We start from the raw sequence: 18,737 nt of genomic DNA, 5'->3' as shown, positions 1-18,737 counted from the left end.
CGGCCACCGGGCCCCAGGCCCTTGCGCCGCCGCGGTATCCCCTCGTAACGCACATCATCAGCCCGCGGCTGACACCCGCCAGTGCTGAGCTGCGCCAGTATCGGCGCACAATCTCTGCCCATGGGCATCGCCACATCCGCCGCAACCCGGCAGATATCCGAATCTTCCACGCTGCACTTCATGGCCAAATTCAACGATATCCAACTCCTGCGCACCACCTATCTGCGCGGCCCCAGTGTCTGGACCTACCGCCCGGTCCTCGAAGTCTGGCTGGACCTGGGGGAGCTGGAAGACTACCCCTCCAACAAGATTCCCGGCCTCAACGAGCGCCTGACCACCTGGCTGCCGGATCTGGTGGAGCACCACTGCGGCGTGGGCGAGCGCGGCGGCTTCCTGCTGCGCCTGAAGGAAGGCACCTGGATGGGGCACGTGCTGGAGCACGTGGTCATCGAGCTGCTCAACCTCTCGGGCATGCCGGCCGAGTTCGGCCAGACGCGCGAGATCTCCCGGCGCGGCGTGTACCGCATGGTGTTCCGCTGCCCCGAAGAGGCCGTGGCCCGCGTGGCGCTGGAGCATGGCCACCGTCTGCTGATGGCGGCCATCAATGACGAGGCATTCGACCTCAAGGCCGCCATCCACGCCATCAAGACCGCCATCAACGACCGCTACCTGGGCCCCAGCACCGGCTGCATCGTGGACGCCGCCAGCGCCCGGCGCATTCCGCACATCCGCCTGAACGACGGCAACCTGGTGCAACTGGGCTACGGCGCCGCGCAGCGCCGCATCTGGACCGCCGAGAGCGACCAGACCAGCGCCATCGCCGAGGGCATCGCCCAGGACAAGGATTTCACCAAGCGGCTGCTCGCCTCCTGCGGCGTGCCCGTGCCGGAGGGCCAGATCGTCCGCAACGCCGATGAGGCCTGGGAAGTGGCGCAGGAGATCGGCCTCCCCGTTACGGTGAAGCCCTCGGACGGCAACCACGCGCGCGGCGTGACGCTGGAGCTCTCGCGCGAGGCCGATATCAAGGCCGCCTTCGCGCTGGCCGAGCCCGAGGGCTCGGATGTCATCGTCGAGAAGTTCATCGACGGCGTGGAGCACCGCCTGCTGGTGGTCGGCGGCAAGGTGGTCGCCGCCACCAAGGGCGAGACGGTCAGCGTGCACGGCAATGGCCAGTCCACGCTGCGCGAGCTGGTGGCCGTGCTCAACGAAGACCCGCGCCGCGGCCCCGAGCAGGAGTACCCGCTGGACTGGATCGACGTGGAAAAAGGCGCCGTGCAGCTGGAGCTCAAGCGCCAAGGTGTGACGCCCGACACCGTGGTGCCGTCGGGCCAGGCCATCTTGCTGCAGCGCAACGGCAACATGGCCATCGACTGCACCGACGACGTGCACCCCGACGTGGCCTACTACGCCCAGTTGGCCGCGAAAATCGTGGGCCTGGACATCGCCGGCATGGACATGATCCTGCAGGATGTCTCCAAGCCCATGAAGGAACAGGGCGGCGCCATCCTCGAGGTGAACGCCGGCCCCGGCCTGCTGATGCACCTCAAGCCCACCAGCGGTGCGCCCCGCCCTGTGGGCCAGGCGATCGTGGAACACCTGTTCCCGGTCACCGACGAAGGCGCCGGCAGGGGCACGGGCGCGGGCCGCATCCCCATCGTGGGCATTGCGGGCACGCGCCACAACGCGTTCACCGCGCGCTTCGTGGGCTGGCTGCTGCAGCTGTCGGGCAAGCTCACGGGCGTGGCCAGCAGCGAAGGCATGTTCCTCAACAACCGCCGCACACAAAAGAGCGCCACCGCCCACTGGGCCGGCGCGCACCGCCTGCTGACCAACCGACTGGCACAGGCCGCCGTGATCCAGACCACTGCCCGCTCCATCCTGGAGGAAGGCCTGGCCTACGACCGCTGCCTGGTCGGCGTGGTGACCGACATGGACGGTTTCGAGACCCTGGCCGACCATGACGTGCTGGAGCAGGCCCAGATGACGCGCGTGCTGCGCACCCAGATCGACGTGGTGCTGGACGAGGGCGCAGGCGTGCTCAATGCCGACATCGAGCAGGTGGCCGACCTGGCGCGCCTGTGTGATGGCGAGGTCCTTCTGTATTCCCTGTCGCCAGACAACCCCTTCGTCGCCGCGCATCGGGCCGAGGGCGAAGGCCGCGCCGTGTTCGTGCGCGGCGAGCAGGTGGTGCTGGCCACGGGCGCCAGCGAACGCGTGCTGGGCACGCTGGACGCCCTGAGCCTGCCCGGCGGCCACCGCCCCGACACGGCCGCGATGCTGGCCGCGATTGCCGCGGCCTGGTCCATGGACATCGGGCCGGACCTGATCGCCGCGGGCATCAAGACCTTCGACTATGCCGCGTGACGCCGCCGTTGCTTTCAAAAGCATAGCTGCCACCGCTTATCCCACAAGCGCTACAGGCCAATTTGACTGAAAAATCGGGCTGAAAGAAAACACCATGCAGATCACCCGCATCCGCGCCCTGCGCGGCCCCAACCTCTGGAGCCGCAACACCGCCATCGAAGCCGTTGTGCACTGCGAGCCACAAGAGTGCGGCTACGCAGACATCGCGGGTTTTGAAGACCGCCTGCGCGCGCGCTTTCCCAAGATCGGCGCCCTGCAGCCCCATGGCGCCGAGCAGCGCTTGTCGCTGGCCCACGTGCTCGAAGTGGCCGCCCTGTCGCTGCAGGCCCAGGCCGGGTGCCCCGTGACCTTCAGCCGCACCCACGCCACGCTGGAAGAAGGCACCTACCAGGTGGTGGTGGAGTACACCGAGGAGGCCGTGGGTCGACTGGCCATGGAGCACGCCGGCGCCCTGCTGCAGTCCGCGCTGGCCGATACCCCCTTCGACGCCGACGCCGTGGTCGCCGAGCTGCGCGAGCTGGACGAGGACGAGCGCATCGGCCCGTCCACCGGCTCCATCGTCGACGCCGCCGTGGCGCGCGGCATCCCGTTCAGGCGCCTGACCAGCGGCTCGCTGGTACAGCTGGGCTGGGGCTCCAAGGCGCGCCGCATCCAGGCCGCCGAGCTGGACACCACCAGCGCCGTGGCCGAATCCATCGCCCAGGACAAGGACCTGACCAAGCGCCTGCTGCACGCCGCCGGCGTGCCCGTGCCGCTGGGGCGCCCGGTGGTCGACGTGGAGGACGCCTGGGTGGTGGCCCAGGAAGTGGGCCTGCCCGTGGTCGTGAAGCCCCAGGACGGCAACCAGGGCAAGGGCGTGGTGGTCAACATCACCACCCGCGAAGGGCTGGAGGCCGCCTACAAGACCGCCCGCGAATTCGGCGACGAGATCATGGTCGAACGCTTCCTGCCCGGCCACGACTTCCGCCTGCTGGTGGTGGGCCACCAGCTCGTGGCCGCCGCGCGCCGCGAGCCGCCCCAGGTGCTGGGCGACGGCCAGCACACCATTCGCGAGCTGGTGGACATCGTCAACCAGGACCCGCGCCGCGGCTCGGGCCACGGCACGGCGCTGACCAAGGTGCGCCTGGACGACATCGCCATCGCGCGCATCGCCTCCGAGGGCCTCACGCCCGACTCCGTGCCCGTGCAGGGCCAGCGCGTGGTGCTGCGCAACAACGCCAACCTGTCCACCGGCGGCAGTGCCACCGACGTGACCGACGACGTGCACCCCGAGATCGCCGCGCGCGCCATCGAGGCCGCGCAGACCATCGGCCTGCACATCTGCGGCGTGGACGTGGTCTGCGAAACCATGCTCAAACCCCTGGAAGAGCAAAACGGCGGCATCGTCGAGGTGAATGCCGCGCCGGGCCTGCGCATGCACCTGGCCCCGTCGTTCGGCAAGCCGCGCAACGTGGGCGTGCCGATGGTGGACGAGCTGTTCGCGCCCGGCCAGGACGGGCGCATCCCGCTGGTGGCCGTCACTGGGACCAATGGCAAGACCACCACCACGCGCCTGATCGGCCAGCTGTTCGCAGCGCACGGCCTGCGCGTGGGCATGACCAACACCGACGGCGTGTACGTGAACGGCCGCCAGATCGACAGCGGCGACTGCTCGGGCCCCAAGAGCGCGCGCAACGTGCTGTTCCACCCCGAGGTGGACGCGGCCGTGCTCGAATGCGCGCGCGGCGGCATCCTGCGTGAAGGCCTGGGCTTTGACCGCTGCCAGGTGGCCGTGGTCACCAACGTCGGCGCGGGCGACCACCTGGGGCTGAACTTCATCACCACCGTGGAAGACGTGGCCGTGCTCAAGCGCGTGATCGTGCAGAACGTGGCCGCCGATGGCTACGGCGTGCTCAACGCCGCCGACCCGCACGTGGCCGCCATGGCCAGCGTATGCCCGGGCAAGGTGATCTTCTTCGCCGCCGACCGCCACCACCCCGTCATGGCCACGCACCGCGCCCAGGGCAACCGAGTGGTCTACGTGGATGGGGACTCCATCGTGGCGGCCGAGGGCTCGTGGCGCGAGACCATCTCCTTGCGCGAGATCCCGATCACGCGCGGCGGCACCATCGGCTTCCAGGTCGAGAACGTCATGGCCGCGATCGGCGCGGCCTGGGGCGTGGGCCTGCCCTGGCAGACCATCCGCCGCGGCCTGGCCGGCTTCATGAACGACAGCGACAACGCGCCCGGCCGCTTCAACGTGATGGACTACCGCGGCGCCACCGTGATCGCCGACTATGGCCACAACCCTGACGCCATGCGCGCGCTGGTGCAGGCCGTGCAGGCCATGCCGGCCCAGCAGCGCAGCGTGGTGATCAGCGGTGCGGGCGACCGGCGCGACCAGGACATCGTCGAGCAGACCCAGATCCTGGGCCAGTCCTTTGACGACGTGGTGCTGTACCAGGACGCCTGCCAGCGCGGCCGTGCCGACGGCGAGGTGCTGGCGCTGCTGCGCCAGGGCCTGCAGGGCGCGCCGCGCACGCGCTACGTGACCGAGATCCACGGCGAGTTCCTCGCCATCGACCATGCGCTGGAGCGCCTGCAACCGGGCGACCTGTGCCTGGTGCTGGTGGACCAGGTGGAGGAAGCCCTGGCCCACTTGGCGCAGCGCTGCAGCGAAGCCTCGGCGGTTGCGCCATGAATGCGCGCGGCGGCCTGCGCGCGGGCATGGCAAGCCTGGCCCTGCTGGCATGCGCCCTGGGCTTGGCTGCCGGGCCGGCCGCGGCCCAGGCCGAGAAGATCGGCACCGTGGACACCGCCTTCCAGTGGATCGGCCGCGACCACGACATCATCGTGGAGGCCTATGACGACCCCGCCGTGCAGGGCGTGACCTGCTATGTGTCGCGTGCGCGCACCGGCGGCATCAAAGGCACGCTGGGCCTGGCCGAGGACCGCGCCGAGGCCTCCATCGCCTGCCGCCAGGTCGGGCCCATCACCTTCGTGCAGCCGCTCAAGGCGCAGCAGGAAGTGTTCAGCGAACGCATGTCCATCCTGTTCAAGCGCCTGCGCGTGGTGCGCATGGTGGACGCCAAGCGCAACACGCTGGTGTACCTGACCTACTCCGAGAAGCTCATCGACGGCTCGCCGCAAAACAGCGTGACGGCCGTGCCCGTGGACCGGGGCACGCCGATCCCGCTGCGCTGACAGGTTTCAAGCCAAAACAGGCTGCAGCGCTTGATGGGCAAGCGCTACCAGCTATCAATAAAAGAGCATCAAGCCTGCTGTGCGATCTGCCGCAGCGCCTGCTCGAACACCTCGACCGGCTGGCCGCCCTGGATCAAATGGCGGTCGTTGATGATCACCGCCGGCACCGAATGGATGCCGTGACCCTGGTAGAAGGCCTCGCGCTCGCGCACCGCCTCGGCATATTCCTGGGACGCCAGCACGGCGCGGGCGCGCGCCTCGTCCAGCCCCAGCTGCGCCACCAGCCGCAACAGCACGCCGTGGTCGCCAGGGTTCTCGCCCTGCGTGAAATACGCGGTGAACAGCGCATGCTTGAGCGCGCCCTGCTGCTCCGGCGTGCCCTCTTCCTCCAGCCAGTGCAGCAGGCGGTGCGCGTCGAAAGTGTTGTAGATGCGGCCGCGCCGGTCCATGTTGAAGGTAAAGCCCAACTGCGCGCCGCGCGCGGCGATGGCCTCGCGGTTTTGCTGTGATTGCTCCGGCGTGGCGCCGTACTTTTGCTGCAGGTGTTCGCCGATGTCCTGGCCCTCGGGGCCCATCTGCGGGTTCAGCTCGAAGGGCTGAAAGTGCAGATCCAGCGCCACCTCGCCGTCCAGCCGCTTCGCGGCCTGCTCCAGCGCGTGCAGGCCGATGGCGCACCAGGGGCAGGACACGTCGGAGACGAAGTCGATCTTGAGGGAGACGGGTTGGTTCATGGCAAGGGCTCCAGCCGGGGCAAAGCGCCCATGGTAGGGGCGGCGCAATGTCCGCGCCGGCCCCGGGTTTGTTACGCCCCGCGCCCCGCCCCTTCGGCCTGCAGCCATGCGCGCAATTCGGTCTTGAGTACCTTGCCATAGCTGTTCTTGGGCAGGGCCGGCACCCAGCGGTAGGCCTTGGGGCGCTTGAAGCGCGCGATGTGGTCCAGGCACAAAGCGTCAAGTTCCGCGTCAAGTTCCGCGTCGAGCTTCGCATGCAGCGCGGCATCGTCCACGGCGCCGCCCTCGCCCGCCACCAGGAAGGCCACCACCACCTCGCCCCAGTCGGCGTCGTGCTGGCCCACCACGGCCACCTCGCTCACGCGCGGGTGCAGCAGCAGCACCTCCTCCACCTCGCGCGGGTAGATGTTGGAGCCGCCCGAGATGATCACGTCCTTGCTGCGGTCGCGCAGGGTCAGGAACCCGTGCGCGTCCAGGCTGCCGACATCGCCCGTGTGCAACCAGCCGCCGCGCAGCGTCTGCGCCGTCGCCTCGGGATTGCGCCAGTAGCCGGCCATTACGGTGTCGCCGCGCACCACCACTTCGCCCAGTTCGCCCGTGGGCACGGGTCGGTCCTCGTCATCCACCACCCGCACCTGTACGCACGCATGCGCCACGCCGACCGAGGCGATGCGCTCGGCCCAGCGCGGGTGCGCCGTGTCGGCCAGGTGCTCGCGCGCCAGCGCGGTGATAGTCATGGGGCTTTCGCCCTGGCCATAGATCTGCACGAACTTCTGGCCCATGGTGTCGATGGCGCGGCGCAGGTCGTCCACATACATGGGACCGCCGCCGTAGACGATGGTCTTGAAGCCGTCCACATTGGCGCCCGTGCGGCGCACGTGCTCCACCAGCCGGTGCACCATGGTGGGCGCGGCAAACAGCGACAGGCGGCCCACGTCCGCGGCCAATTGCACCAGCTCGGCCGGGTCGAACCCACCGGACGCGGGCACCACGTGGCGCGCGCCGCGCAGCATGTGGGCGTAGTTGTACAAGCCCGCGCCATGCGACATGGGCGCGGCATAGACCATGGCGTCGCCGGGCTGCACGTCGTCCACGTCGGTGAAGTAGGCCATGGTCATGGCCAGCAGGTTGCGGTGCGTCTGCATCACGCCCTTGGGCCGCCCGGTGGTGCCCGAGGTGTAGAACAGCGAGGCCACGTCGTCGGGAGCGCGCTCCTGCAGCGCCAGCGGCGCGCCCTGCGCCGCCTGCTCCCAGGCGGATGCCCCCAACACCTGCACCGCCGCGGCGTCGGCGCCCGCAGCCAGCGCCGCATCGTGCAGCGCCGCAGACACGCACACCACGCGCGCGCCGCTGTCGGCAAGCACGTAAGCCAGCTCGCGCGCATGCAGCTTGTAGTTGACGGGCACCGAGATGGCGCCGCACCAGTGGATGGCGTGCAGCGCCTCCAGATACTGCGGACCATTGGCCGAGAAGATGGCCACGCATTCGCCCGGCTGCACGCCGCAATGCGCGCGCAGGTGTGCGGCCAGCGCGGCCACGCGCGCGGCAAGGGTACGGTAGTCGTGCAGCAGGCATGTGCCGGCCAGCAGCGCGGGCCGCTCGCCATGCACCATCGCGCTGCGCTGCAACAGGTGGGCAATGTTCATGGGGTTGTCGCGTTGTCTCCTGGTGCGACTATAGGCAAGCGCCGGCAGCGCGCACAGTCGCAGAAATACACAAGGGAAATCCCTGGCGGGGGATGAGCACCGACCAAACGATTGCTCCTTTATCAGTAGCACATTGCGCTGGATGGTTAAGCGCTGGGGGCCCTTTTGGCTCACACTACGGGCATGCCACCTGCGCCCTCCGACGACCTGTTTGCCGACGACCCCGCGGAGCCATCCACGCTGGCGTTGGGCATGCAGGCCGTGCTGCTGCGCGGCTTCGCGCTGGCACAGGCACCCCAGTTGCTGGAAGAAGTGCGACAGGTGGTGCGCCAAGCGCCGTGGCGCCACATGCAGACCCCTGGAGGCAAGGCGATGTCGGTAGCCACCACAGGCTGCGGGCCGTTGTCGTGGGTGAGTGACCGGCGCGGTTACCGCTACGCTGCGCTGGACCCGCTGACCGGCAAGCCCTGGCCCGCCCTGCCCGCGGACTTCGCGCAGCTGGCACATGCCGCAGCGCAGGAGGCCGGCTTTGCCGCTTTCGTGCCCGACGCCTGCCTGATCAACCGCTACGCCCCCGGTACGCGCCTGTCGCTGCACCAGGACCGCGACGAGCAGGACCTGGCAGCGCCCATCGTGTCCATCTCGCTGGGTCTGCCCGCCACCTTCTTGTGGGGTGGCGCCACACGTGGCGAGCGCGCCTTGCGCGTGCCGCTGCGCCATGGCGACACGGTGGTCTGGGGCGGGGTGGACCGACTGCGCTTTCACGGCGTGCTGCCGGTGGCGCCGGGCCAGCACCCGGCAACGGGCGAATGCCGCATCAACCTCACGCTGCGCAAGGCTACCTGACGCTACATGTTTGATAGCTACTTGCGCTTACTGGGCGGATCTTGTAGCCATTTTTAACGATAATTTCGCAGAACGGCACATTGTCTTACACCGGCGTAAGACGTTCCCCGCACAATGCCCCTTTGCCCTGCGGCAGAGCCCGCTTCCCAAGGACCTTACTTGCGCATCCTCTACGTCGAAGACAACTGCGAACTGCGAGACACCATCGGCCTGCTGATGGAGGGAGAAGGCCGCACCGTCGTCACCTGCGCCACGGCCGAGGAGGCCTTGCAGCGCGATGCGGCCCAGCCGCACGACGTGGTGGTTTCCGACGTGAGCCTGCCCGGCATGAGCGGGCTGGATCTGTGCCGTCACCTGCTGGCAAGCAACCCCCAGCGCTGGGTGGTGCTGTGCTCGGGCTATCCGCTGGAGCACGGGGTGGGCACGCTGGGCCCGCATGTGCGGTCCCTGCTCAAGCCGTTCGAGCTGGAAGAGCTGGAGGAGTTGCTGGACGTGATCGCCAGCCACCTGCAAAGCGCCAGCCCCGCCTGAGGCGGCACGCGCCGGGCCGCTGAAGGCCCGGCATCCCCCCGTCCCCTTCCTGTCAAGCCGCCACCGCGCGCCGCGGCAGCGTCACCGTGAAGCAGGTGCGCCCCGCCTGCGAGGCGGCATCGATCGTCCCGCCATGGGCCTGCACGATCTGGTGCACGATGAACAACCCCAGCCCCAATCCCTGGTGTTGACCGGCCCGGTTGCGCCGGCCCGTAAATGGCGCGAACAGCCGGGGCAGCAGTTCGGTGTCAATCCCGCCGCCATTGCTCACGCGCAGCACCACGGTATCGGCGGCGGCGCCGTCCAGTGACAACTCCACCGGCTGGTCGGGCGTGCCGTGGTGCATGGCGTTGCCCAGCAGGTTCGCCAGCATCTGGCCCAGGCGCTCTTCGTCCCACTCGCCGCGCAGATCCCCTTGCTGCTCAAGCCGCAGGTGGCGCTCGGGGTGGCCGGCACGGACTTCCTGCACCACGCGCTGCGCCTGCGGCCCCAGGTCCATGGGTGCAGGCTCGATGGCCAGCCCGCCATGCTGGCGGGCGCGCGTCACATCCAGCAGGTCCTCGATCATGCGGCCCATGCGCCGCCCAGCCTGCTGTACGTTGCACGCCAGAGCCTGCACCTTGGCGGGCTCGGGAGCGCGCTGCAGCACACTGGCCACGGCCATGATGGCGCTGAGCGGGCTGCGCAGATCGTGGCTGAGCACGGCCATGAACATCTCGTTGATGTACAACGCCTCGGTGCGCTCCTGCAGCTCGCGTGCCAGCGCATGCCGCTGGCGCTGCAGGTCGAAGAACACCCGGGCCTTGTTGACCAGCATGTGGGGGTCGACGGGTTTGTAGAGGAAGTCCACCGCACCTTTTTCGTAGCCGCGGAACTGCCAGCCCTGGTCCCGCGAGCCGGCGGTGATGAAGATCAGCGGGATGTGCCGCGTGCGCTCGCTGCCGCGGATCAACTCCGCCAGTTCGAAACCGTTCATCTCGGGCATTTGCACGTCCAGCAGCGCCAGCGCCACGTCGTTGTGGGCCAGCAGCAGTTCCAGCGCCTGGGCGCCGGAGCCGGCCATGAGGATCTCTACGTCCTCATCCTTCAACAGCGCCTGCAATGCGACAAGGTTTTCAGGAACGTCATCCACGATCAGGCATTTCACGCACGCGCCGGTTCGATGACTCGCGGCCTGTGCAGCCGGTGGGGCAAAAATCACGAAAGTCCCTCCTTATGCAAGGTGGTCAACAGCGCGGCGATGCGTGCCGGGGGCAGCACCTGATCGGGTTGGATCAGGGCCAGCGCCGCCTGCGGCATGGCCATGGACGAAGCGCTGTCGGGCGACTGCACCACCGTGGCGCCGCCAGCGGCCTGCACTGCGCGCAAGCCCCGCGCTCCGTCACTGTTCGCGCCCGACAGGAGCATGGCCATGAGCCGCGGCCCATATTCATCGGCGGCGGATTCGAACAACACGTCGATCGACGGGCGCGAGAAATTCAGCGGCGCATCCGCGGACAGGCACAGCCTCGGTCCCGAATCCACCAGCAAATGATAGTCAGGCGGCGCGAAATACACCGTGCCCGGCTCCACGGGCTCCTTGTCCTCGGCCTCGCGCACCGGCAGGGCGCAGCGCTGGCGGAAGATGTTGCACAGCAGGCTGGGCCGCTCGCGCGGCAGGTGCAGCACGACCAGCAGGGCCGCATGGAAACCCGCAGGCAGCGCGGGCAGCACCGCGCCCAGCGCTTCGATGCTGCCGGCCGACCCGCCAATGGCAATGGCGTCCAGGCGCACGCGTGGCGAAGCCACCTGCCTCATGCGTCACCTCTCTTCTGAAAGATGCGCTCGGGCGCCACGAAGTCCTCGAATGCCGGCGCGTGCGAGGAAAAGCGCAGGGATTCCTTGGCCCCCAGGCCCAGGAATCCACGCCGGCACAGCGCCTCGCGGAACAGGCCCAGGGCGCGGTCCTGCAGCGTACGGTCGAAGTAGATCAGCACGTTGCGGCAGGAGATGAGGTGCACCTCGGCAAATACACTGTCGGTCGCCAGACTGTGGTCGGAGAAAACGATATGCCGGCGCAGGCTCTTGTCGAACACCACGCGGCCATAGGCGGCGCTGTAGTGGTCGGACAGCGAGGAACGCCCGCCCGAGCGCGCATGGTTTTCGGTGAAGCCGGGCACGCGCTCAATGTCGTATACGCCCGCCTCGGCACGCTGCAGTGCCGTGCTGTTGATGTCGGTGGCGTAAATCAACGAGCGTTCCAGCAACCCCTCTTCACGCAGCAGGATGGCGAGCGAATACGCCTCCTCTCCCGTGCTGCAGCCCGCGACCCAGATCTTGAGCGAGGGGTAGGTACGCAACAGCGGCACCACCTTTTCGCGCAGCGCGCGAAAGTACTCCGGGTCGCGGAACACATCGCTGACCTGCACGGTGAGGTAGTCCAGCAGCGCGGGAAACACCCCGCGCTCGTGCAGCAGCCGATGCTGCAGTTGGGACAGCGTCTCGCAGTCGAACCGCGTGAGCGCGGCCTGGAGCCGGCGCTTGAGCGACGACTGCGCATACCCGCGGAAGTCGTAGTGGTAGCGCAGGTAAATGGCCTCGATCAGCAGCTGCTGCTCGATCTCTGCGGTCTTGCGTTGGTGCGGCAAGTGTTGGCTCCGATATCGTGGGTCCTCGCGCTGGCGCACGCTCACTTGGGCATCCACACCCTCATCAGCGACAGGAGTTTCTCCACGTCCAGCGGCTTGGCGATGTAATCGTTGGCGCCGGCGGCCAGGCATTTCTCCTGATCGTCCTTCATGGCCTTGGCGGTCAGGGCGATGATGGGCAGACGGCGCCACTCGGGGCGCCGGCGGATTTCCGCCATGGCGGCGAAGCCGTCCATCTCGGGCATCATGATGTCCATCAGCACCAGGTCCACGGCGCTCTCGCCGGCGGCGTTGGAACGCTCCAGCGCCTCCAGCGCCTCGCGTCCGTTGCGCGCGATCTCCACGCGCGCCCCCGTGGGCTCCAGCACGCTGGACAGCGCGAACACGTTGCGCACGTCGTCCTCCACCACCAAAATGGTGCGCCCCTCGAAAGTGGACTCACGGTCGCGCGCCAGCTGCAGCATGCGGCGCCGGTCGTCCGGCAAGGTGGATTCCACCTGGTGCAGGAACAGCGTGACCTCGTCCAGCAGGCGCTCGGGCGAGCGCGCGTCCTTGATGATGATGGACTTGGAGAAGCGTCGCAGTTGCTGTTCCTCGTCGCGCGACAAGTTGCGCCCGGTATAGACGATGACGGGCGGAAAGGACACCTCTTCCTGCTCGGCCATCTGCTGCAGCAGCTCGTACCCGTTCAGGTCGGGCAGGTGCAGGTCCATCACCATGCAATCGAACGTGCTGCCCTTGAGCAGGTCCAATGCCTGCCGCGCGGTGGCGGCGCCCACGATCTCCACGCCGTCGGTTGCCAGCAGGTGGCGCACGCTCTCGCGCTGGCGCGCGTCGTCCTCCACCACCAGCACGCGGCGCATGCTCTGGGTGAACTTGGCCTGCATGTGGCGTAGCGCCTGCTCCAGCTCCTCGCGCTTGACGGGCTTGAGCGCATAGCCGATGGCGCCGCGCTCCATGGCCTCCTGCATGTAGTCGGCCACCGAGACCACGTGCACGGGAATATGGCGCGTGGCCGGGTTGCGCTTGAGCTGGTCCAACACGCCCAGGCCGGAGAAATCCGGCAGGTTCATGTCCAGCACCACCGCGCTGGGGCCGTATTCCAGCGCCGCCGCCAGGCCGTCGCTGCCCGTCGAGGCGATGACGCACTGAAAACCCATCTCATGCGCGAGGTCGCAAAGGATGCGCGCAAACCGCGGGTCGTCCTCGATGACCAGGATGGTGTAACGCCCCTGTTCCAACTGCTCCCGGTCATCCGGCAGGACGTGCACGGGGGCGCATGGTTTTGCCGCCGGGGCCTCTGGCTGGCTCGCATGCGGTGGTTCGGCAGCGCGTGTGGCAAGCGCCGGCGCCACTGGCAGCTTTGCAGGACGCTCGCCCGGATCGCCGACAAGGGGCGCCGTGACGGGCAGGGTCAGCGTGAAGACGCTGCCTTCGCCCGGCGCACTCTGCACCGCGATGCTGCCGCCGAGCAACTGCGCCAGATCCCGGGAGATCGACAGGCCCAAGCCAGTGCCGCCGTATTTGCGATGGGTACTGCCATCGGCCTGGTGGAAGGCATCGAAGATGCGCTCTTGCTGGTCGGGTGCGATGCCGATGCCCGTATCCCGCACGGCAAAGCACAGCGTGTCGTTGTCTCCTGCGAAGACACGCATGGTCACTTCGCCGCGCGCGGTGAACTTGAGCGCATTGGAAAGCAGGTTTTTGAGAATCTGCGCCAGGCGCTGCGCGTCGGAGGTTATGAATGCCGGCACGCCCGGCTCCACCACCGCGTTGAATTGCAGGCCTTTGTCCTGCGCCTGGGCCCGCAGCGGCTCCATCACGCCCGCCACCACTTTGGCCACCGTCACCGGGCCAATCTCGACAGAGGTCTGCCCCGCCTCGATCTTTGACAGATCGAGGATGTCGTTGATGAGGTTCAGCAGATCGGTGCCAGCGTTGTGGATGGTCTGCGCATAGCGGACCTGTTCCGCCGTCAGGTTCTGCTGCTTGTTGTCGGCCAGCAGCTTGGCCAGGATCAGGCTGGAATTCAGCGGTGTGCGCAATTCATGGCTCATGTTGGCCAGAAACTCACTCTTGTACTGACTGGCCTGCGCCAAATCGCGCGCCTTGGCCTCCAGGGCGTCCTGTGCAGTCAGCAGGCGCTGCTTCTGGTACTGCAGCTGCTCGGTCTGCGCTTCCAGCTGGGCGTTGCTGTGCTCCAACTCCGCCTGCTGCGCCTGCATCAGGTTTTGGGACTCCTGCAGCATGCGGCTTTGCTGCTCCAGTTCCTCGTTGTTGACGCGCAGCTCTTCCTGCTGCGCCTGCAACTCCTCCGCCTGGCGCTGCGTCTCGTCCAGCAGACTCTCCAGGCGCGAGCGATCCAATGCGCCCCGAACGGCCTGGGCCAACTGCTCCCCGGCGCGCACAAGGAAGTCAACTTCGTGCGGAGCAACCGCGCGGAACCACCCCATTTCGACGACCGCGAGCGCTACGCCATTGAGCACGATGGGCATCATCACCAATTCGGCGGGCGTGGCCTGGCCCGTGCCGGAGGTCACTGGCAGATACCCGCTGGGCACGTGGCGCACATGCTGAAGAGTGCGGCTCTGCAACGCCTGGCCCAGCAGGCCCTCTCCCGCCCGCACGGCCCCAGGGCCGGTGTCGGGCGCCAGCGCATAGCCGCCCATGCGCTCGAAGATGCCGTGGCCTTGCGTCACGTAGATGGCCCCTACCCTGGCATCCAACTCCGTCGCCAGATAGCCGATGACAGCACCCGCCATGTCATGGATGCGCTGCTCACCTTGCAGCCGCGTGCCCAGCCCTACAAGGTTGCCTTTGATCCAGTTCTCGACCTCGCGGCTGCGGTACTCCGCCATGGTCATCACCGCAGACGCACAGGTCAGCAGCAACAGCACGGCGGCACTGCCCCACGTCAGGTAGGCCGAGATGGCAAACGCTCCTTCCCACACCTCCCGCTGGGCCTGCAGTTGCTGCTGTTCGGTGTTGAGCATCTCGCGCACCAGCGTGCGGGTGGTTTCCATGGTGGCTTGACCGTCGCCGCGCATGGCCTCCAGGGCCTCTTCGCGCCGGCCCTCGCGCTGTAGCGCAACGATGTGCGCAAGTTCGGTCATGCGCTTCGTGGCCAACCCCTGCAATTGGTCGAAGCGCTGCTGCTCCAAAAGGCTCCCGCGCGTCATCCCGCGCAGCTTTTCCAGGGCCACCGGCACGGCGGCCTGGGCTACGGTGAACAAGCCCAGCGTCTGCTCCTGCCCTGACAGCAGGTAGCCCCGCTTGGCGGATTCAGCGTCCTTCAAATGCGACCAGACCATCTGGATCTGCGTGATCCGTTCGACCGTCGCGTTGAGGTTGTCCACGGCTTTCGCGCGCTCGTCGTTGGACCGGTAGGTGAGCACGGCGATCAACAGGGCGGCAAATGCCGCCAAAGCAAATCCCACCATCAGGCGGACGGGCATGCCCCCTCGGATGGCCGCACGGGGCCGAGCATCGGAACTGGAGACAGTCATGTGTGACGTGGAGTAAACATTGCCGCGCGATGACAGGAGCAACGGGTCCCTTGCTCCTGTAGGGCAACGTCTTCACCGCAGCGTATCCCTCTAGCGATCTTATGTCGCACCTGCCGGCAGGGCCAATCCATCACTGGTCAGCAAGGTTTATGTAATTGTCCTAAACTCCCATCCTTTCCCGCGTTACGCGCGCCCGGGGGAGCAGATCCCCGCAGCGGCAAGCGCCGGCTTCCCACCCCTTCCCTCGGTGATCCGCCGCACTGTGCGTTCTACAGCGCGCTTACGGCCCTTCATTTCACTGCCGCAGGTGGCAACGCGCCAGCGCAGCAAAAGACGGGCAATACCTCGTCTATCGCGCCGGACGGCCGGCGCGTTCCGCAGCCTGTGCTCTCACAGGCCCCCAGGCAAGGGCATGCCCATGCTGGCTCTTGCCGTTGATCTCAAAGGAGTTCCGTGTCCAATAAAGAGCAGTTGATTGAAATGCAAGGCAAGGTAGACGAAGTGCTGCCGGATTCCCGTTTTCGCGTGGTCCTCGAGAACGGACACACCCTCATCGCCTATTCGGGCGGAAAGATGCGCAAGCACCGCATTCGAGTGCTTGCGGGCGACACCGTGTCTCTGGAGATGTCCCCCTACGACCTCACCAAGGGCCGTATCACCTTCCGCCACCTGGAGCCGCGTGCCGGCGGCGCACCGCGCCGCCCCTCGCCCCATCGCCGCTAGTGTAGTGTTTGATTCTTAATGAAACTTAATTGAGCAACCACGCTCCAATGCTCTACTACGGTTTGCATTGGAGTGAAAAATTGCGAGTTGCCCCGACGATTGTGTTGACGGATGAAGAGGAAAGCGAGCTGAGCCGGCTGGCGCGCTCCAAGCGCACCAGCGTCAGATTGGCCCAGCGCGCCCAGATCGTGCTGCTGGCCGCGCAGGGGCTGCAAAACAAGGATATTGCCGAGCAGCTTGGCATTGGGCGCGTGCAGGTGGCGCGCTGGCGTGAACGCTACCTGCAATTGGGGCTGCAAGGTATCGAGCGCGACTTGCCGCGCGGCGCACCGCCGGTGAAGGTGGATGTGGCCAAGCTTGTGAAGCTAACCACACAGACCAAGCCCGAGGCGGCCACGCACTGGAGCACGCGCACGATGGCCGCTGAGTTGGGCGTCAGCGCCAGCACCGTGATGCGCCATTGGCAGGCCCACGGTCTCAAGCCTCACATCGTGCGCGGCTTCAAGGTCTCGCGCGATCCGCAGTTCGTGCAAAAGCTCGAAGACATCGTGGGGCTTTACATGTCGCCGCCCGAGCATGCGCTGGTGCTGTGCTGCGACGAAAAGAGCCAGGTGCAGGCGCTGGACCGAACGCAGCCCGGGCTGCCGCTCAAGAAGGGGCGCGCGGCCACCATGACGCACGACTACAAGCGCAACGGCACAACCACCTTGTTCGCTGCGCTCAACGTGCTCAACGGTCAGGTCATCGGCCAGTGCCAGCAGCGCCACACCCACATCGAGTGGCTGAAGTTCCTGCGTCAAATCAATCGGGAGACGCCCAAGGACAAGACGCTGCATCTGATCGCCGACAACTACGCCACGCACAAGCATCCAGCTGTGCAGGAGTGGCTGGCCAAGCACCCCAGATTCAACATGCACTTCACGCCGACCTCGGCATCGTGGCTGAACATGGTCGAGCGCTTCTTTCGCGACATCTCCGAGAACCGGCTACGCCGCGGGGTGTTCACCAGCGTGCCCGAACTCGTCTCGGCCATCGATGAGTACATCGCGCATCACAACACCAACCCCAAGCCGTTCATCTGGACCAAGAACGCTCGCGACATCCTGCAAAAGGTCATCCGCGCCAATAGCCGATTAAGTTCCAAACAGAATGCAACACTACACTAGGCCCCGGCCGATTCGGCCAGCGTGGCAATATCGATGACGAAGCGGTATTGCACGTCGCCCTTCAACATGCGTTCATAGGCGGTATTGATCTCATCGGCGCGGATCAACTCGATATCCGCCACGATGCCATGCTCCGCGCAGAAATCGAGCATCTCCTGGGTCTCGGGAATGCCGCCGATCAAGGAGCCAGCCAGCGTGCGCCGCTTCATGATGAGGTTGAACACGTTGGGCGACGGATGGGGCGACGCTGGCGCACCCACCAGCGTCATCGCACCGTCGCGCCGCAGCAGGCGCAGGAAGGCATCCAGGTCGTGCGGCGCCGCCACCGTGTTGAGGATGAAGTCGAGACTGTTGGCATGCGCGGCCACCTCCTGCGGATGACGGGAAACCACCACTTCGTGCGCACCTAACGAGAGCGCCGCAGCGCGCTTGGATTCAGAGGTGGTGAATGCCACCACATGCGCCCCCATTGCGTGCGCCAGCTTGATGCCCATGTGGCCCAGCCCGCCGATGCCGACCACACCCACGCGATGCCCCGGACCCACCTTCCAATGGCGCAATGGCGAGTAGGTGGTAATGCCCGCGCACAGCAGCGGAGCAACCGCGGCCAACTGCCCTTGCGGATGGCGCACCCGCAGCACATAGCGCTCATGTACGACGATCTGTTGCGAGTATCCGCCCAGCGTGTGGCCGGGTGCGTCCTCGGTCGGGCCGTTGTAGGTGCCGACCATGTGGCCGCAATAGTTCTCCAGCCCTTCGTCGCAATCCTGGCAATGCCGGCAGCTGTCGACAATGCAGCCCACGCCGACCAGGTCGCCCGCCTGGAACGCCGACACCTGCGCGCCCACGGCCACTACGCGACCGACGATTTCATGCCCCGGCACGCACGGATACAGCGTGCCCGCCCATTCCGAACGCACCTGGTGCAGGTCGGAATGGCACACACCGCAATAGGCAATGCCAATCTGCACGTCGTGCGCGCCCGGCGCGCGCCGTGCGATCTCCAGGGGCTGCAATGGACGGTCGCTCGCGTGGGCGCCGTAGGCTTTGACGGTCATGGGGTTCTCCTGTGAATGGCTCACGCCCCTGTTGTACAGGTTCGGTCCGATGCGTTTCGGAACAGAATCCTATCGGTACTTCCGGCCTGAGGCAGGGCCTGCCTTCCTTCGGGCGTCGCTGGAAGGCAGGGCGTTGCTGGAGTAGAACCGCGTCAACGGCCCCTCAGCCTGGCCATGCCCCCGACCAAGGAGTTGACATGAAGGACACGATGACACCCCCACACCGTGCGGTGGTGAAACGGCTGCTTGCCCACCTCCGCACCGGCCCGGTGGCGTGAAACCGTGACGTCTATGCCAGCCTACTCGGGGTCGGCATCCCACAGCGCTCGCGTCCATATAGGTCGCCGCTGGACATG

14 protein-coding genes are annotated in these 18,737 nt (G+C 67.1%); 7 read left to right on the top strand and 7 right to left on the bottom strand.

Going from position 1 to position 18,737, the window contains the following annotated elements; genetic code table 11:
* The first annotated feature begins 180 nt into the window (after positions 1–180).
* The 3 genes from cphA (HND92_RS04520) (at position 181) to HND92_RS04510 (ending at position 5,547) form a co-directional block, all read left to right on the top strand.
* Complete coding sequence (cphA, locus tag HND92_RS04520; protein WP_135147760.1) at positions 181–2,364, top strand: cyanophycin synthetase; 2,184 nt, start codon at positions 181–183, stop codon at positions 2,362–2,364.
* A 94-nt stretch (positions 2,365–2,458) separates the two neighbouring features.
* Positions 2,459–5,044, top strand: coding sequence for a cyanophycin synthetase (gene cphA / locus HND92_RS04515; protein WP_103738114.1), 2,586 nt, complete (start codon positions 2,459–2,461; stop codon positions 5,042–5,044).
* Positions 5,041–5,547, top strand: a complete 507-nt coding sequence (locus HND92_RS04510) for a CreA family protein (protein ID WP_011804107.1) — start codon at positions 5,041–5,043, stop codon at positions 5,545–5,547. The genes cphA (HND92_RS04515) and HND92_RS04510 overlap by 4 nt, the downstream gene beginning before the upstream one ends.
* Positions 5,548–5,615: 68 nt before the next feature.
* Here the strand turns inward: HND92_RS04510 and HND92_RS04505 are convergent, their stop codons facing one another.
* Together HND92_RS04505 and HND92_RS04500 are read right to left on the bottom strand one after the other, a co-directional pair.
* Complete coding sequence (locus HND92_RS04505) at positions 5,616–6,278, bottom strand: DsbA family oxidoreductase (protein WP_103738113.1); 663 nt, start codon at positions 6,276–6,278, stop codon at positions 5,616–5,618.
* 71 nt (positions 6,279–6,349) lie between these two features.
* Complete coding sequence (locus HND92_RS04500; RefSeq protein ID WP_172206175.1) at positions 6,350–7,924, bottom strand: AMP-binding protein; 1,575 nt, start codon at positions 7,922–7,924, stop codon at positions 6,350–6,352.
* Positions 7,925–8,107: 183 nt separating this feature from the next.
* Between HND92_RS04500 and alkB the strand changes: the two genes are divergently transcribed.
* On the top strand, positions 8,108–8,770 hold the full coding sequence (alkB, locus tag HND92_RS04495) for a DNA oxidative demethylase AlkB (protein WP_047349112.1): 663 nt from the start codon (positions 8,108–8,110) through the stop codon (positions 8,768–8,770).
* 159 nt (positions 8,771–8,929) lie between these two features.
* On the top strand, positions 8,930–9,301 hold the full coding sequence (locus tag HND92_RS04490; protein WP_012655640.1) for a response regulator: 372 nt from the start codon (positions 8,930–8,932) through the stop codon (positions 9,299–9,301).
* A gap of 52 nt (positions 9,302–9,353) precedes the next feature.
* Here the strand turns inward: HND92_RS04490 and HND92_RS04485 are convergent, their stop codons facing one another.
* From HND92_RS04485 to HND92_RS04470, 4 genes are read right to left on the bottom strand one after another with little or no spacing between them, the layout of a single operon-like run.
* Positions 9,354–10,502 (bottom strand): hybrid sensor histidine kinase/response regulator, encoded by a 1,149-nt coding sequence (locus HND92_RS04485; RefSeq protein WP_172206173.1) that lies wholly within the window; start codon positions 10,500–10,502, stop codon positions 9,354–9,356.
* Positions 10,499–11,098, bottom strand: a complete 600-nt coding sequence (locus tag HND92_RS04480) for a chemotaxis protein CheB (protein ID WP_172206171.1) — start codon at positions 11,096–11,098, stop codon at positions 10,499–10,501. Before HND92_RS04480 ends, HND92_RS04485 begins: the two co-directional genes overlap by 4 nt.
* Positions 11,095–11,928 carry a protein-glutamate O-methyltransferase CheR gene (locus tag HND92_RS04475; RefSeq protein ID WP_012655637.1) on the bottom strand — a complete coding sequence of 278 codons (834 nt, stop codon included), beginning with the start codon at positions 11,926–11,928 and terminating at the stop codon, positions 11,095–11,097. The genes HND92_RS04480 and HND92_RS04475 overlap by 4 nt, the downstream gene beginning before the upstream one ends.
* Before the next feature lie 41 nt (positions 11,929–11,969).
* Positions 11,970–15,383, bottom strand: a complete 3,414-nt coding sequence (locus HND92_RS04470; RefSeq protein WP_172206169.1) for a response regulator — start codon at positions 15,381–15,383, stop codon at positions 11,970–11,972.
* A gap of 504 nt (positions 15,384–15,887) precedes the next feature.
* Here HND92_RS04470 and infA point away from each other — a divergent pair.
* Positions 15,888–16,157 carry a translation initiation factor IF-1 gene (gene infA, locus HND92_RS04465; RefSeq protein ID WP_011804098.1) on the top strand — a complete coding sequence of 90 codons (270 nt, stop codon included), beginning with the start codon at positions 15,888–15,890 and terminating at the stop codon, positions 16,155–16,157.
* A gap of 47 nt (positions 16,158–16,204) precedes the next feature.
* A complete protein-coding gene (locus tag HND92_RS04460) occupies positions 16,205–17,323 on the top strand; it encodes an IS630 family transposase (protein ID WP_231403305.1) in 1,119 nt (372 codons plus the stop codon).
* On the opposite strand, the gene HND92_RS04455 is transcribed toward HND92_RS04460, so the two are convergent.
* Positions 17,320–18,381, bottom strand: coding sequence for an NAD(P)-dependent alcohol dehydrogenase (locus HND92_RS04455; RefSeq protein ID WP_103738107.1), 1,062 nt, complete (start codon positions 18,379–18,381; stop codon positions 17,320–17,322). The two genes, HND92_RS04460 and HND92_RS04455, sit on opposite strands and share 4 nt — an antisense overlap.
* Positions 18,382–18,737: the final 356 nt, after the last annotated feature.

The organism is Diaphorobacter sp. JS3050, from assembly GCF_013154915.1.
GTDB lineage: Bacteria > Pseudomonadota > Gammaproteobacteria > Burkholderiales > Burkholderiaceae_C > Diaphorobacter > Diaphorobacter nitroreducens.
This window is presented reverse-complemented; position numbering and strand designations above follow the sequence as displayed.